Here is a 13817-nt window from a genome sequence, read left to right as displayed (position 1 = left end):
TTCTACTGACATTTCTACGTTGTCACCAGGCATAACCATTTCAACGCCTTCTTGAAGAGAGATCGCGCCAGTTACGTCAGTTGTACGGAAGTAGAACTGTGGACGGTAACCGTTAAGGAATGGAGTATGACGACCACCTTCTTCTTTAGAAAGTACGTATACTTCTGCATCGAATTTAGTGTGCGGTTTGATCGCACCTGGTTTAGTCAATACTTGACCACGTTGAACGTCTTCACGTTTAGTACCACGTAGAAGTACACCACAGTTCTCGCCAGCACGACCTTCGTCAAGCAATTTACGGAACATTTCAACACCAGTAACTGTCGTTACTTGTGTATCACGGATACCAACGATTTCAACAGACTCGCCTACTTTAACGATACCAGACTCAACACGGCCAGTCACTACTGTACCACGACCTGAGATTGAGAATACGTCTTCGATTGGCATAAGGAATGCTTTATCGATTGCACGTTCTGGCTCTGGAATGTAAGAGTCAAGCGCTTCAACAAGAGCAACAACAGCTGGCTCGCCGTATTGACCTTGGTCACCGTTAAGTGCAAGAAGAGCAGAACCACGGATGATTGGAGTATCATCACCAGGGAAGTCATAAGTAGAAAGAAGTTCACGAACTTCCATTTCAACGAGTTCAAGAAGCTCTTCGTCATCAACAAGGTCGCATTTGTTTAAGAATACAACGATGTAAGGTACACCTACCTGACGAGAAAGAAGGATGTGTTCACGAGTTTGTGGCATTGGACCATCAGTCGCAGCACACACAAGGATCGCACCATCCATCTGAGCAGCACCAGTAATCATGTTCTTAACATAATCGGCGTGACCTGGGCAGTCTACGTGTGCGTAGTGACGAATAACTGAGTCATACTCAACGTGTGAAGTATTAATCGTAATACCACGTGCTTTTTCTTCAGGTGCAGAGTCAATTGCAGCGTAGTCTTTCGCTTCACCACCAAAAGTTTTTGCACAAACAGTTGCAATTGCAGCTGTTAAAGTTGTTTTACCATGGTCGACGTGACCAATTGTGCCCACGTTAACGTGTGGCTTATTACGTTCAAACTTAGCCTTAGCCATGAGATTTTCCTCGTTTACGTCGACACAACTCTAAGATTGCTAAAATCGACTAAAAAATAGACACCCTGAATACTTAAAAAGCAGACTAAATAGCCTGCTTTATTTAACTTTGTGATAAAAATCACTAAACTGTAATCTGGAGCTCTTATCGAGATTTGAACTCGAGACCTCTCCCTTACCAAGGGAGTGCTCTACCACTGAGCTATAAGAGCAAATTTTCGCTTCAATGGAGCGGGAGACGAGGGTCGAACTCGCGACATGCAGCTTGGAAGGCTGCCGCTCTACCAACTGAGCTACTCCCGCACGATGTTGGTACATCCACTTATTGAAGTCTTAAAAATTGGTGGTGAGGGAAGGATTCGAACCTTCGAAACTTTCGTAGCGGAGTTACAGTCCGCCCCCTTTGACCGCTCGGGAACCTCACCATTTTTACACTTACTTTCAGTGTCGCTCTTTTACTCGATTTCTCAAACCCTCTAAGATGGTGCCGGCACACGGATTCGAACTGTGGACCTACTGATTACAAGTCAGTTGCTCTACCAACTGAGCTATGCCGGCGCTTCTTAGTGTTTGATACGTTTCGTATCGGAACGGTGTGCAGTTTAGCAAAACTTGAAATCCGTGCAAGTGTTTTTTTGAAAAAAAATGCTAAAAACTCACAAAATCAATCCGTTTGATGATAATTCAACCGCTTTGATCACTGCGCGAGCTTTTATTTGGGTTTCATTCCATTCTGATTCAGGATTTGAGTCTGCAACCAACCCTGCTCCAGCCTGAACATAGACCTTATTTTCACGAATCACACAGGTGCGAATCGCAATCGACATGTCCATTTCACCATGCCAGCCTAAATAACCAACCGCTCCACCAAAAATTCCACGTTTTACTGGCTCAACTTCATCAATAATTTCCATGGCACGGATTTTTGGTGCACCCGAAAGTGTTCCTGCTGGGAAAGTGGCTTTAAAAACATCCAAAGCATCGACATCATCTCTAACCTCACCCTGTACATTCGAAACAATGTGCATGACATGCGAATAGCGTTCGATCACCATTCGATCAGTCACTTGCACTTTTCCAATTTTAGAGATACGACCGACATCATTTCGGCCTAAATCGATCAACATTAAATGTTCTGCGATTTCTTTTTCATCAGACAACAGATCTTGCTCTAAAGCTAAATCTTCCTCTTTGGTTTTGCCACGTGGCCGCGTTCCCGCCAATGGACGTACAGTTGCAATACCATTTTCTAAGCGGGATAAAATTTCAGGAGATGAACCCACAATGTGGAATGCTTTGTTATCACCCAGTGTTCTGCCCTGCACTAAGAATAGATATGGAGAAGGATTGAGATGTCTTAGCGCGCGATAAACTTGTAGTGGATCACCATCAAAATCTGAAACCATGCGATGCCCAGGCACAACTTGCATCACATCTCCTGCCCGAATGTATTCCTTTACAATCTCAATCGATTCTAGATATTTCTCTTTACCTGTCAGCGATTCAAAATGTGGTGCACTATGTTTTTTGGCTTGCAAACTAATAGGCGTCGCCAGTAAAGCCTCTATATGATCTAGCTTTGCCTGCGCCTGATTAAATGCATCTGCATCTTGTGTGTCTGCATGCACAATAATAAATAGCGTGTCTTTGAGGTTATCAAACACAATCACTGTTTTAGAGAGCATTAACCATAAATCAGGAATACCAACAGGATCAGCTTGAGGAATGTTTTTCAAACGTGGTTCGATATATCGAACTGAGTCATATCCCAAGTAACCCACGAGCCCCCCGGTAAAGCTCGGTAAGTCTGGCAGCTCTTTTTGACTCGGTACTCTAAACTGCGACTGAAAATCACGAATATATTGAAAAGGATCACTACACGCTTGTGTTTGTATAGAACCATTCGCTTGCTGAATCGTGAGTTGCCCTTCATTACATGAAAAAACAGTTGATTCACCCAAGCCAATAATCGAATAGCGCGCCCAGTTCTCACCCCCTTCTACAGATTCAAATAAATAGGCTTGTTGATGGTCTTTCAACCGGGCAAATACAGATAAAGGTGTATCGGTATCCGCCAGACGCTGACGATAAACAGGAATGAGGTTGTAGCCTTGTGATTCTAATTGTTGGAACTGACTTTGAGTGGTCATGAGGAATATCTCTTAAGTTTTCGATTGATCTAAGTTGAATAAAATAATGTCAAACTTAGTAACGCCATCGAAAAGTACTTTTACTTTCCATCCCTCTTCCCTTTCTCACATTGTTTTTAAAATAAAATCTCAAGATTTTCCTTTCAATTTTATTTGCGATTAACTTGAGTTTGACTGATCACTTTAGTTTATAGAGCTAACATTTTTGATTACTCAATGCGCTTAAATCAGTAACGCTTTTAAGTTATCAACCACTTGTTGTGGATGACACAATTGAATATCTTCACCATGATTATAGCCATAGCTCACCACAATACAATCGATACCCGCACGGCGTGCCGCTTCTACATCATTGCTAGAATCACCAATCATTAGCGTTTGCGCAGGTGTTGAATGAAAAGCCTCAACACAGTGCAAAAGTGGCTTAGGATCTGGTTTTCGCACTTCAAAGCGATCACCACCAATGACATCTGCAAAATAATGATCCATCTTCAATACTTCAAGAATCTTGCGTGCCGGTATTTCAGGTTTATTGGTCACACAGATCATGATTTTTTGATGTGTCACACCCCATTCCAAAAACTCAACAATGCCATCGAAAGGTTGAGTATCCACACAAGGTTCAGCATTGTAAATTTCAAGAAAAGTATCCAGTAGCAATTGATGCTGCTGAGGCTCAACTTGACCTGTTAAATACTTTAAAACACTCTCACAAAATAAAGACGTGCCTTTTCCTATCCATGTTCTGACTTGATGCTCTGTGACGCGTGGTAGTTTAAGTACACTCAGACTCATATTCATTGCACGATACAGGTCAAATGCCGAATCAACCAATGTTCCATCCAAATCAAATAAAATTAATTCACGCTGATCCAGTTTTGCTATCGACATGTTGTTTCCCCAATACTTTTCATTCATTAGATAGATAAAAGGCATGCCTAATGCATGCCCTGATCTTTAATCACTTATCAACAATTACCAACAAGGCTTAGTTAAAAATAAACCACGCAATGACTGCGATAAAGATAATTGCAAGTAATGCCATCAAGCCAATCGTTGCATTCTTTTGAGTTTCTTTTTCTTGCTCTACACACGTTGCAGGGATATCCACTTCACATGCTTCATGACGAACTGGTTTTGCATTTAAATCCACGTCTGCAGGAATCGGTGCAGGTTTAGGAATACCCACATTTTGTGGCATACCTTCAGGTGAAAGTTTTACATTCGCATCACGCTCTTTAAGATCAGGCATACCTTGATCATTCATTTTTTCTGCGACTGTTTTTTCTGCAACAACTTGCTCAGCAATCACTTCTTCAACAACAGGGAAATCGCTTTGCTGTTTGACTTTAAGGTCTTCGACAGGCTCTGTCTGTTGAGTCGAATGAACTTGAGTGACTGGAAGCTCTGAAGTTGCGACAGCTTCAGCAGGCTGTACAATGACTTCAGGCTCATCCATTTGAGTCTGAATAATGGCAGGCGCAAGGACAGAAAATTTTAAACTAGCAAACTGAACAATATCACCATCTTTGAGCAATGATTCATTTTCAACACGCACATCATTGACAAAAGTACCATTTGAAGATTTCAGATCTTGAACATATAGTGCTTGTTCTTTAAGCAAAAAAGCAGCGTGGCGACGTGAAATTTCAGCAGCAGCCAAAACAATATCTGCTTCTTGATGACGACCAACCAACATATCACGTTCGATTGTAATTTCCGTACCAGTGAATTCACCGTTAATGGTTTGCAATTTCCAAGTCATATTGATCTGCTCACTTCAAAGTTTAAAATATCTTAACATGCTGATTTAATTTTACTAAGCCTACGCCATCAAGATGCAGAGCGAATCGTGGTTGTGGTCACAGTATTCTTAGTCTTTTCAACTTCTTGTGTCGGTTGAACCTGAACAGGCTGGCCATTTGGAACACGAATAGGTTCAACGGCTAAAGGCGTTGTTACCACTTTTGAGCCTTTATGGGTTCCGCCCGATGGGACACTTTGATAAACCGTAGGTTTTGCTGGCACTGGAGTTTTACTTACAGGCAATCGTGGTTGATAAATATCATCTACGTTATCAGGTAATTTGGCAAAGCTACCATTTTTGTCCATTGCCAATTGTAAGCTATATAAACGATCGTACTTCTGACGAGTTAAACGCTGTGCATCATGATTATTACGAATAATCGTTGGATGAATAAAGACCAATAAATTACGCTTTGATACATTCTTACTATTGGCTTGAAATAAGCGACCCAATCCAGGAATAGAGCTCAAACCAGGAACTCCTTGACGACCCGTACTTGAACTATCCTCAATCAATCCTCCCAGAACCACAGTTTGACCATGATCAGCGATTACAGAAGTTTTAATAGCACGTTTATTGGTCACAAGATCTCGTGCTTGCCCACGAGCAGCAATAGCTGAAACTTCCTGTTCAACCTGTAAATGAACAGAGCCTCCCTCACCAATCCGAGGAACGACTTTAAGCGTTACACCAATATCTTTACGCTCTAAAGTCGTATATGGATTTACACCTGCCACGCCTGTGGAGACAGAACCTGTCTCAAAAGGAACATTTTGCCCCACCACAATGTAAGCTTCTTCATTATCCAATGTCACAATTGAAGGAGTGGATAACAAATTAGAATTCGTATTTTGCTTCAATGCTTGGATGAGAGCTCCATATAGCTCTCTTGAACCATCTGAGTTTTGTTTATAATCCCCCAAAGCAATCGAAGCACCATCTCCAATCCCAGCTAAAGCATTTGCACCACCAGCCAAAATACCTCCTGCTAACTGAGCCAAGCCTGTTCCTACATCTGAAAAATTAATGAGACCAATACCACTACTGATATCCCCCATGGCCCACTGCACACCAAGCTGGTCCATATCGGTACCCTCCAGCTCAATAATGGCAGCCTCAATCAACACTTGCTCACGGCGGGTGTCTAACTGCTGAATCGCAGCTTCAATTTCTCGCATCAATTGTGGATCTGCTTTTACCACCAATGCATTTTGCGTGTTATCCGCAATGATACTGACGCCATTGCCATTAAAGCTGGTGATATTATTTTGGTTGCTCGAGTTGTTACCGCTATTCAAACTAATGGCAGGCGTATTGATTGAATTGTTGCTTGTACTATTCGCATTAGAGTTGGTGTTTAAATTAGTGGATGGGTTATTCAAATTAGAGTTTGAAGCATTGTTTGTAGAGGACTGAACAGCTTGGCCTGTCACTAAACCTTGTAGAATTTCAGATAAATTCTTGGCACTGGCATATTTCAGCTTAAATACCTTCATACCACCTAAACGATCAGCAGAAGGCACATCTAGCATTTCAATCATATTACGTAAGCGCTTACGTGTACTGGTATCACCTTTGAGTACAATTCGATTGGTACGAATATCCGCAATAATCCGCACTCTTGACCCTGCAAAATCCTTGGATGACCCTGTGGCACTAATTGCACTGAGTTGTTCAATAATCTCTTCAGCTTGACTGTGCTGCAAAGTCACAGCCTCAATATCATTTTGACCTGTTCCATCTAAATTACGAATCAAAGTTTCAATTTGAAAAATATTACTGGCACGATCAGACACAATCAGAGCATTGGTGCCTTGTACTGCAGCCAGATGAGCAAATTGAGGCATCAAAGGACGTAACGCAGGAATTAAGTCATTGGGGTTGGTGTTTTCAAGCCAAATGACGCGAGTAACAACTTGATCACCTCGCGCATTTTTAGAAGGATCGTAGGGAACGCCTGCATTTTTAACATTACTATCAGGGACTAGACGAATCGAATTTCCTGATGGAATCGCCACCACGCCATTCACATTCAATACGCCTAAAAATAAATCATAAACTTCATTTTTATTTAGGGCTTTATTTGAAATAACCGTGACATTACCTCGGACTCGCGGATCGACAGCAAAGTTCTTCCCTGTAATATCGGCAACCTCACTAATAAAGGCGGTCAGGTCTGCATCACGTAGATTAATCTTCCACGTCTGAGCTTGTGCAGAAACACTCAATACCGCTAAAACTGGTGCTACCGCTACTGCCGCCAAAACTGAACGATTATGATTCCAAAAATCCATAACTTATTATCTATCCTAATAATTTTTTAGTAACACACTTACAAATCTTGTTGGATGGTCATCACTTGATCACCACGCTTAATTTCTATTCGCACTTTACCGTCTTTCTTAGCTTGTTCTAACAGCTGAGCATCGGATTGTCCTTGACCTACAGGTTGCCCATTTAAAGAAAGAATGCGATCTCCTGATCTTAAACCCAATTTATTACGTAGTGCTGAAGGGGTTTGATCTGTGACTTCATAACCTTGACCGTTAGAAGCATTCACCCCCATATTTTTTAAATATTGCTCTCTGTTTTCTTGGATTTGATCAATCGCCTGACCTAAGGCACGTTGACCATTATTGGCATTAGATGAGGATTGACTATTTGGCATCTGGCTATTTGGCGCTTGATTTGCTGTAGCGACATTTTGCTGAGCACTCTCAGGTGACATCGATTGATTTAAATTTTCAATGCCAGAAAATAGCAGCTCTTTAGTTGCACCACTAGATTGCTGTAAGACCACGCGATCCCAATACACCTCAGACAAGCGGTAAGAACTATTTTCAATATTTTCACCGACCACATAACGATCAGAAAGTTCATTCACTTTAATTACAGCAGAAGAGTTTGTACTCGGTGAAGCAACGAACACGCCCTGTAACTGCATGGCTAAGTTTGCATCCGCACTTGATGCTGTCGCACCTGCTTCTTGAAACAATGAAAATGCAGAAATATTCGGGACTTGCGCTTGCTGAGATCCAATATTAACTGGTTCAACTTGAATCAATTGAGGGGGTGCTATCGTCCACCAAAATAAACTCGCCAACTTCCAACACAACAGCAAAATAAGAATCAGTAGTGCTAAAGGTGCCAAACGATCAGCTTGACCCCAAGATAAAGTATCAAGTTTTGCTTTTAGCTTTTGCATTAAGAACCTCCACCTAACAAAGGTTGCCGAGAACTTAACACATAGGTATCTAGACCCGCCTTACCAGTGTACGATGGTACATTCTGCAATAACCGCTGCGTCAATTGCACATCTAGCATCAAGCTTTGATCAATATTCAAGTTTGCCATCTTTTGACCACGCTGATCTTGTACATCCAGAATTAACTTTCCAGCTTCATCTTTTACATCACTTTTTAAAGAAGGCACTTCCATCCGATCTTGTCTTTGCCCGAAGGTATACACCAATGGTCCACCGCCCCATTGCAAGCCACCATCTGCTTTAGAAAATCCTTTCTCACGATTAAAACTCAATTGAACATCTTGGAGTTGAATACTATTGCTTGGCCATTGCCAGTTAATGACATTTTTCAAGGTATCTGATGAAATTTGACCATTTACATTTTTAATATGTACTGCTTTGCCTAATCCATAAGCAACAACAGCATCCACTTGTGTCTGACCACTATGAATTTTTAAGTCTGCACCCAAACGTAATAAGATCAAATCCAATGGTCGTGTATTCCATTCTACAGAGCCTTGTAACTGACCTTTTTTCCAATCCGCCTGACCATGCCAAATATTGCCACTGACATTTTTTAAAATCTGATTATTTTTATAAAATTTAGAAATCAACCACGATGCTGGTATTTGCAATACAACAAAAATAAGAAAAGCAACAACAGCAATTCCCCACCAAACTGTTTGCTTAGACTTTATCTGCATGTGATGAATACCGATTTTCTCATTTATTATTCCTTTACAGTCATATCAAGACTCACCCCATTATGCATATATTTTAACAATCGCCAATTGATGGGGATAAAAAAACCAAGCATTTTAGCTTGGTTCTATCATTCAATTACTGATTTACGATTTCGTAAAAAGTTAAATTAGAAAATCTTCTAATTTTGCACCCTTTTCAAGTTCAGCCACCAACCAACGCGGTTGTTTGCCACGACCTGTCCAAGTGTCTGCAACATTATTTTTGTTACGGTAACGAGGCTCGACAGATTTACGTGTGGTTTTTTTACGTTTATGCGACCCATACTCAATAAATTGTTCTAAAGTCAAACCCGCTGAGTTTGCAATTTCAATAATTTGATTATAAGCATCTTCTATTGCTTGATCTTTTTTTGATTCGATTAAAGCTTCAGCCTGCGCTGTTAATTTTCTCAATTCTTCAACTGACAGATTACTAATATCTGGCATCATACATACTCCAAATGAATTCAATAAAATAATTATTAGAATTTAACATCAAAATAACTTTAGTTATAATATTTTTATTATAAACAATTATCAACTTGATCATTAAACGGTATACATAAAAAAACACAAAATTAAAAGTATTACGTTAAATGATTATTTATTTGCTTTTCCAAACGAATAATAGCCATTTTAATCTCTTCAGGAAGGGTTATTTTTTTCATTTCAATTTGATCTACACAAACAACAACTGCTTCTGCTATCGCAACAATACTATTTTGCATCTCACTGAATAAATAATATTCCATACGAAATGCAGAATTACGTATCTCTACAACCTTTGCACCAATATGTAGCGTATCTGGATAAACAACAGGTTTTAAATATTGGCATTGACTCGAAGCAACAACCGTATTAATAGCATGAGAAAATAAATTCAACTGATTGAAATACTCAATTCGTGCACTTTCTATATATCGATAATAGATCACGTTATTCACATGACCAAAGGCATCCATGTCACCCCAAGCCACCTTTTGCTCGAAGCTTACTGCACAATTCTCAACTTTCATTTTAAACTCATATTTTAACTTGCATGTAATTACTGTCTTTTTCAAAGACCGAATTTAACTGTTGAATCAGTAATTCATCACCATTTAAAGTCGATTTAATTCGCAAATAATTCATCATAATATTATCTGGATAGAGCTCTAAAATTTTATTTGCTTCATCTTCTCGCTCTGTTGCGTTATAGATATGCCATAAAGCAAAAGACAATATTGGCATGCTTGGATATTTTATCTCTAAATCATTTATCTGTTTTTCAACCAATAAAAAATCCGGGTTTTGTTTCAACAACTGTTGTTGAAACCACAAATAAAATACATCTTGATCAAAACGCTCATCCAGCAACCTTATAGCTAAATCACCATGCTGTTCTGCCATATCTGGAAAACGAGATAATAGTTTAAGCCACAAAACTTTAGTTTCATAAGCCAAGCTTAAAATATACTCTTGTTGCTCTAAATATCGCTCCTTCAATAATTCCAAATCATATTCAGAGGCATTATCAATATTTTTTAACAATTGAAAAAGCCAATCATATTTAGCCACAGCATCTAGATGACCGTGTTGTGTCGATTTTAAATAAATCCAAGGAAATTGAACTGCAAAAATACCCCACAGTTGAATCAGCTTTTTTTCATAGCTTTCTTGTAAGTCCACAAGCCAAGGAGATAATTGATGCCCATTCAAGAATTCTAGATGTGTCAGTGCTTGATCACCATCATTTTGGATCAAGTACGCTTTGATACGTTGTAATTCAGCCAATTCAAATGCATCGGCAGGACTATCTTCGAGGATGTTCAGTGCCTCGCTCGGTTGATTCTTTTTAATCAACAAATTCGCTTGAATGGTTTGGTTTAATAAACCCGAGTGTCCGAAAGTGGGCTGAATAAAACGCTCCTCTTGAGCTTCAGCACCCAATAACCAAAGAACCCCTAATTGTTCATAACTATGTAAATCTTTAAAACTTGTGACATGCTGTATTTTTCTTTTTTCTCGATTTAAATATCTTTTTATAACAATAGCGCAAACTCTAATGATGAAGCTGAAAAACAATACCGTAAAAACAATGACCCATACATTAGTTTGCAACTGTATACCGTACCAAAGTACATAAACATAGCCACCACCTACGCCATAACTAAGCACACTCATCAAAGCAAATAATAACAGCGCGATTACTGCATAAATCATGATGATCTGCTTCATTCTATGACTCCAAAATAGCTAAGCTACTTAATTTTGGTACTGGATTCATTTTGTTCTGCTTAAGCTTAATTATGCTTTGTTTTAATTTTTGACTATAACCATCTGGAAGTTTTTCTAATTCACTAATCATTAAATCCAGCATAGATTGATATTCTAAAAACTCTCCACGTGTTAGCGCCTGCTGAGCCAATATCATACGCAATTGGATTTCTTTCAAAATCAGCTTTCTATTGATCAGTACTGGCGTATTTTGTTCAACACGATCTAATTTAAACCACTGACTCCACCAAGATTGCTGACCATCCTGTACTAACTTTATTTCTGATGAGTTAAGTTCTGTTTTAAGATGACGTTCAATCGATTGTAAAGCTTCAGACAGTTGCTCTTGTTGGGTCGCTCGTGAAGCAACATACTGCTGTATGACGAGTTTATCCTGAGCTATGGCTTGATGCAGAGCCAATTTCAAAGTTTCAGCGAGGTCATTTTTTTCCACGCTTTGATCAGTTTCATTTAACTGTTCAAGCGCATAAATATATTGCTGCTGCTGAATTGCAAAATTGACTAACTCTAATCGTTGTTTAATCAAAGTTATAGGATTTAATCCTGCAATTTCATTATCAGTCTGTTGCTCTTGAAACTTGGGATGACTTTGTGAAGTAGGTGCAGGTATAGATTTTCTCTGTAATGAAACCAATTGATCATTCACATGTGCTGCAGTCTGCTCAGCTTTACGCAAATTATTCTGTGTTTCGAGTAGCTGTTTTTGCATCAGCACCACATCATAACTGAGCTTAGCAAGCCAACAGAGCATTAAAATGCCGATCACATAGAGAAATTTCTTCATAGCACCTTTTTCAGATCATTTATGGTACGCACAATCAGACGAGGATCTAAATCATCGACACGCGTCATGTCAAAATCAATATTTAGATTTTTTTTATCATCTTTCAGCAATTGATACAAACGCTCACCCAAAACCAAGATGTGACATTGTTGTAAAACATCTAAATGCTGCTCACATAGCTTTAACCAATTTTTCCAGCTCGCCTCACTACTGATACACATCCAATAAGGTGGCTTAAAATCACAAGTTAAGCTTAAAAATGTTTGAAAATTCACATCAGCATTTTCAGGGCAAAATCGCTCATACAATACAAAGTTCAACACCTGTCGCTGTGGTTGCTGAAGTGATTGCATCATAAATTGACGCCCACCTTCACCACGCCAAAATGCAATATTTTGATCTGGTTGCAAATGCTCAAACAGCGGTAAACTCAACATTCCTTCTGAGGTTTCAACCTCTGGAATATGACTTTCAATACCATAACGCTTTAATGCATTCGCAGTCTTTTTACCTACAGCAACCCATTGAATATGAGCTAAATCACTGATCATAAGCCCTGAATGCTCTAAATATGACAATCCGATTTCAACAGCAGTAGGACTGACGACAACAATAATTCGAGTTGACTCTAATTTTAAATAGAGTTCTTGAAGTGATTGATCAAATGGTCGCGCACGCAGCTCTAACACAGGCAAAACAACCACTTTGAAATTAACCTGCTCAAGACATTGTGTTAATGCTTGAGCACGATCAGCTGGGCGAGTATTTACAAACAGCATGTGATGATTTAAAGCTTATTGATAAAGTGCTTTAAGTAATTCACCCGCACCCTGATCTAATAATTTTTTAGCAAGTTCAATACCAAGTTCCTCAGCATCATTTGGATGACCTGAAACTAAAGCCTGTAGCAAAACTTGACCATCAACACTACCCACTCGACCTTCTAGGTGAAGTTGATCATTGTTTAAAGTTGCAAATCCAGCAATAGGTACTTGGCAACCCCCTTCCAGATAAGCATTAAATGCACGCTCAGCACGTACACAAGCATTCGATTCTTGATGCATTAACGGCATAATCAAATCCAATACATCTTGATCTTGACTACGACACTCTAAACCTAGCGCACCTTGCCCTACAGCAGGCAGACTCACCTCTGCAGATAATGTATGTCGAATACGATCATTCAGATTTAAACGTTTTAATCCTGCACTAGCCAAAATAATCGCATCGTACTGACCTGCATCGAGTTTTGATAATCGTGTTCCTACATTTCCACGTAAATCAACAACCTCTAAATCTGCACGTTGTTTTAGAATTTGGCTTTTACGGCGTAAACTTGAAGTGCCCAGCTTGGCACCTTGAGGTAAATCATCAAAATGTGCATATTGATTCGATACAAAGGCATCAAATGGATCTTCACGCTCGCAAATCACTGCAAGCTCCAAACCTTGAGGCAACTGCATTGGCACATCTTTCATTGAGTGCACTGCAAGATCAGCACGACCATCGAGTAAGGCAGCTTCAAGCTCTTTAACAAATAAACCTTTACCACCAATTTTTGCCAAAGGTGTGTCTAGAATCTTGTCTCCTTGCGTTACAAAAGTAACCAATTCAACTTTAAGACCTACATGTAAGGTTTCTAATCGCTCACGAATATGTTCTGCTTGCCATAATGCAAGTGGACTCTGACGCGTTGCGATTTTTAAGGTTTTGATCATTT

Annotated in this window: 13 protein-coding genes and 4 tRNA genes; all 17 read right to left on the bottom strand. The window is 39.6% G+C overall.

Features of this window, described 5'->3' with window-relative positions; all coding sequences use genetic code 11:
- Window positions 1-1092 (bottom strand): elongation factor Tu (gene tuf, locus AC5YD2_RS08970; RefSeq protein ID WP_496125999.1); only part of this gene is annotated, 1092 nt, incomplete at its 3' end.
- Window positions 1093-1229: 137 nt separating this feature from the next.
- Window positions 1230-1304, bottom strand: a tRNA-Thr gene (locus AC5YD2_RS08965).
- 15 nt (window positions 1305-1319) lie between these two features.
- Window positions 1320-1395, bottom strand: a tRNA-Gly gene (locus AC5YD2_RS08960).
- A gap of 38 nt (window positions 1396-1433) precedes the next feature.
- Window positions 1434-1517, bottom strand: a tRNA-Tyr gene (locus tag AC5YD2_RS08955).
- A 57-nt stretch (window positions 1518-1574) separates the two neighbouring features.
- Window positions 1575-1650 (bottom strand) — tRNA-Thr (locus AC5YD2_RS08950).
- Between the two features lie 98 nt (window positions 1651-1748).
- Window positions 1749-3242 (bottom strand): anthranilate synthase component I, encoded by a 1494-nt coding sequence (trpE, locus tag AC5YD2_RS08945; protein ID WP_496125998.1) that lies wholly within the window; start codon window positions 3240-3242, stop codon window positions 1749-1751.
- 222 nt (window positions 3243-3464) lie between these two features.
- Complete coding sequence (locus tag AC5YD2_RS08940; protein ID WP_496125997.1) at window positions 3465-4133, bottom strand: phosphoglycolate phosphatase; 669 nt, start codon at window positions 4131-4133, stop codon at window positions 3465-3467.
- A gap of 97 nt (window positions 4134-4230) precedes the next feature.
- On the bottom strand, window positions 4231-5007 hold the full coding sequence (locus AC5YD2_RS08935) for an FHA domain-containing protein (RefSeq protein WP_496125996.1): 777 nt from the start codon (window positions 5005-5007) through the stop codon (window positions 4231-4233).
- A gap of 68 nt (window positions 5008-5075) precedes the next feature.
- Complete coding sequence (gspD, locus tag AC5YD2_RS08930) at window positions 5076-7343, bottom strand: type II secretion system secretin GspD (protein ID WP_496125995.1); 2268 nt, start codon at window positions 7341-7343, stop codon at window positions 5076-5078.
- 38 nt (window positions 7344-7381) lie between these two features.
- Window positions 7382-8254: a type II secretion system protein N gene (locus AC5YD2_RS08925; protein WP_496125994.1), complete on the bottom strand. Its 873-nt coding sequence runs from the start codon at window positions 8252-8254 to the stop codon at window positions 7382-7384.
- Window positions 8254-8997 (bottom strand): type II secretion system protein N, encoded by a 744-nt coding sequence (gspN, locus tag AC5YD2_RS08920; protein ID WP_496125993.1) that lies wholly within the window; start codon window positions 8995-8997, stop codon window positions 8254-8256. The genes AC5YD2_RS08925 and gspN overlap by 1 nt, the downstream gene beginning before the upstream one ends.
- Window positions 8998-9159: 162 nt before the next feature.
- Window positions 9160-9486 (bottom strand): H-NS histone family protein, encoded by a 327-nt coding sequence (locus AC5YD2_RS08915; RefSeq protein ID WP_496125992.1) that lies wholly within the window; start codon window positions 9484-9486, stop codon window positions 9160-9162.
- Window positions 9487-9623: 137 nt separating this feature from the next.
- A complete protein-coding gene (locus AC5YD2_RS08910) occupies window positions 9624-10052 on the bottom strand; it encodes an acyl-CoA thioesterase (RefSeq protein WP_496125991.1) in 429 nt (142 codons plus the stop codon).
- Between the two features lie 7 nt (window positions 10053-10059).
- Entirely contained in the window at window positions 10060-11253 is a 1194-nt protein-coding gene (locus tag AC5YD2_RS08905) for a heme biosynthesis protein HemY (protein WP_496125990.1), read from the bottom strand.
- A gap of 1 nt (window position 11254) precedes the next feature.
- A complete protein-coding gene (locus tag AC5YD2_RS08900) occupies window positions 11255-12097 on the bottom strand; it encodes a hypothetical protein (RefSeq protein WP_496125989.1) in 843 nt (280 codons plus the stop codon).
- Window positions 12094-12876, bottom strand: a complete 783-nt coding sequence (locus tag AC5YD2_RS08895) for a uroporphyrinogen-III synthase (RefSeq protein WP_496125988.1) — start codon at window positions 12874-12876, stop codon at window positions 12094-12096. Before AC5YD2_RS08895 ends, AC5YD2_RS08900 begins: the two co-directional genes overlap by 4 nt.
- Before the next feature lie 15 nt (window positions 12877-12891).
- Entirely contained in the window at window positions 12892-13812 is a 921-nt protein-coding gene (hemC, locus tag AC5YD2_RS08890) for a hydroxymethylbilane synthase (RefSeq protein ID WP_496126002.1), read from the bottom strand.
- Between the last annotated feature and the right edge of the window lie 5 nt (window positions 13813-13817).

It is taken from the genome of Acinetobacter sp. CY73, assembly GCF_059515865.1.
This window is presented reverse-complemented; position numbering and strand designations above follow the sequence as displayed.

Excerpts from the sequence above, each read along its gene's own strand:
- AC5YD2_RS08940 (WP_496125997.1), bottom strand. The coding sequence starts at position 4,133 with ATGTCGATAGCAAAACTGGATCAGCGTGAATTAATTTTATTTGATTTG.
- AC5YD2_RS08910 (WP_496125991.1), bottom strand. The coding sequence starts at position 10,052 with ATGAAAGTTGAGAATTGTGCAGTAAGCTTCGAGCAAAAGGTGGCTTGG.
- trpE (WP_496125998.1), bottom strand. The coding sequence starts at position 3,242 with ATGACCACTCAAAGTCAGTTCCAACAATTAGAATCACAAGGCTACAAC.
- AC5YD2_RS08935 (WP_496125996.1), bottom strand. The coding sequence starts at position 5,007 with ATGACTTGGAAATTGCAAACCATTAACGGTGAATTCACTGGTACGGAA.
- AC5YD2_RS08900 (WP_496125989.1), bottom strand. The coding sequence starts at position 12,097 with ATGAAGAAATTTCTCTATGTGATCGGCATTTTAATGCTCTGTTGGCTT.
- AC5YD2_RS08895 (WP_496125988.1), bottom strand. The coding sequence starts at position 12,876 with ATGCTGTTTGTAAATACTCGCCCAGCTGATCGTGCTCAAGCATTAACA.
- gspN (WP_496125993.1), bottom strand. The coding sequence starts at position 8,997 with ATGCAGATAAAGTCTAAGCAAACAGTTTGGTGGGGAATTGCTGTTGTT.
- gspD (WP_496125995.1), bottom strand. The coding sequence starts at position 7,343 with ATGGATTTTTGGAATCATAATCGTTCAGTTTTGGCGGCAGTAGCGGTA.
- AC5YD2_RS08925 (WP_496125994.1), bottom strand. The coding sequence starts at position 8,254 with ATGCAAAAGCTAAAAGCAAAACTTGATACTTTATCTTGGGGTCAAGCT.
- AC5YD2_RS08905 (WP_496125990.1), bottom strand. The coding sequence starts at position 11,253 with ATGAAGCAGATCATCATGATTTATGCAGTAATCGCGCTGTTATTATTT.
- AC5YD2_RS08915 (WP_496125992.1), bottom strand. The coding sequence starts at position 9,486 with ATGATGCCAGATATTAGTAATCTGTCAGTTGAAGAATTGAGAAAATTA.